Source organism: Johannesbaptistia floridana (assembly GCF_057440575.1).
This window is the reverse complement of the sequence record NZ_JALKVM010000303.1, coordinates 1-1,475: the sequence shown is the minus strand read 5'-3', so window position 1 is coordinate 1,475 and position 1,475 is coordinate 1. Positions and strand designations below refer to the sequence as shown.

3 protein-coding genes are annotated in these 1,475 nt (G+C 36.3%); all 3 read left to right on the top strand.

The window, feature by feature from the left end; translation table 11 throughout:
* The first annotated feature begins 200 nt into the window (after window positions 1-200).
* The 3 genes from MW688_RS18075 to MW688_RS18065 all read left to right on the top strand — a co-directional run bounded on the left by MW688_RS18075 (window position 201) and on the right by MW688_RS18065 (window position 1,342).
* Window positions 201-746, top strand: coding sequence for a hypothetical protein (locus MW688_RS18075; RefSeq protein WP_486737410.1), 546 nt, complete (start codon window positions 201-203; stop codon window positions 744-746).
* A 182-nt stretch (window positions 747-928) separates the two neighbouring features.
* Window positions 929-1,099, top strand: a complete 171-nt coding sequence (locus MW688_RS18070; RefSeq protein WP_486737409.1) for a hypothetical protein — start codon at window positions 929-931, stop codon at window positions 1,097-1,099.
* 96 nt (window positions 1,100-1,195) lie between these two features.
* Window positions 1,196-1,342, top strand: coding sequence for a hypothetical protein (locus MW688_RS18065; RefSeq protein WP_486737408.1), 147 nt, complete (start codon window positions 1,196-1,198; stop codon window positions 1,340-1,342).
* Window positions 1,343-1,475: the final 133 nt, after the last annotated feature.

The window sequence follows — 1,475 nt, the reverse complement described above, 5'->3', positions numbered from 1 at the left end:
GGTTTGGCTTGCGCCCTTCGGTTTGGCTTGCGCCCTTCGGTTTGGCTTGCGCCCTCCTGATGCAAGATATAAGGTATAGGAAACTCCAGACTCTGGATGAGAGATTAGGGAATTTGACCAAAAGTGTCCTAACAATCATGGCAACTGCTATATAATGATAGAATACAATAAATATACTTTTAATCTATAAGCATTTTTTGATGTTAGAAATCCATGAATTAGAAACCTTACTGACTAATCATAATATTATTTTAAAAAACTGGTGTCACGAACTTGCTACTAAAGATATTTATGATTTACATAATGAACTAAAAAATGGCGAAAGTACCTTAGAAATTAGAAATAATAAATTAGTGAGAATTACTAGACTATCTTCTATTGAAATTAAAGTAAAATTAGGAGAAAAAATATTTACTTTGATAGAAGATAAACAAATATTTTTTACAGGAGCAATACGTCAAAGAGGTTTACGGAAAATCTCAGAAAAAATGCTCAAAAATGAAACTCCAGAAAGGGCAGCTTATAGAGGTTTACAGGAAGAAATAGGATTAACAACAGATAAAAAACTCATTTTTCTTGAAGAAAAACAAAGAGAAAGTGAATCTGCTAGTTATCCAGGATTAACTTCTATTTATCAAGTATTTAATTATCAAATAAATTTAGAAAAAGAAGATTTAGAGTCTCTGAGATTTTGTGAATTTAATACTAATAAAATTAGCTTGTTTACATTAGTTTTAGATGAATAAAGATAAAAGGCGATCGCCTTTCGGTTGATTATTGTCTATCTTGAGACAAGATAATTAAGTGGTGCGTTACACGTCGTTAACGAGTAATTTAGTAGGGTGTGTTAGCCCGAAGGGCGTAACGCACCAGATTAGGGCGATCGCCTATTGCTTGATTATTGTCTATTTTGAACACAAGATAATGAATGGTGCGTTACACGTTGTTAACGAGTAATTTAGTAGGGTGTGTTAGCCCGAAGGGCGTAACGCACCAGATTAGGGCGATCGCCTATTGCTTGATTATTGTCTATTTTGAACACAAGATAATGAATGGTGCGTTACACGTTGTTAACGCACCCTACGAATTTAGTAATTAGTAGTAATTAGTAGGGTGTGTTAGCCCGAAGGGCGTAACGCACCAGATTAGGGCGATCGCCTGTTACTTGATTATTGTCTATTTTGAACACAAGATAATGAATGGTGCGTTATACGTTGTTAACGCACCCTACGAATTTAGCGTAACGCACCAGATTAGGGCGATCGCCTGTTACTTGATTATTGTCTATTTTGAGTACAAGATGATGAATGGTGCGTTATACGTTGTTAACGCACCAGATTAGGGCGATCGCCTGTTACTTGATTATTGTCTATCTTGAGACAAGATAATGAGTGGCGCGTTACAGGTTGTTAACGAGTAATTAGTAGGGTGTGTTAGCCCGAAGGGCGTAACGCACCAGATTAGGGCGATCGCCT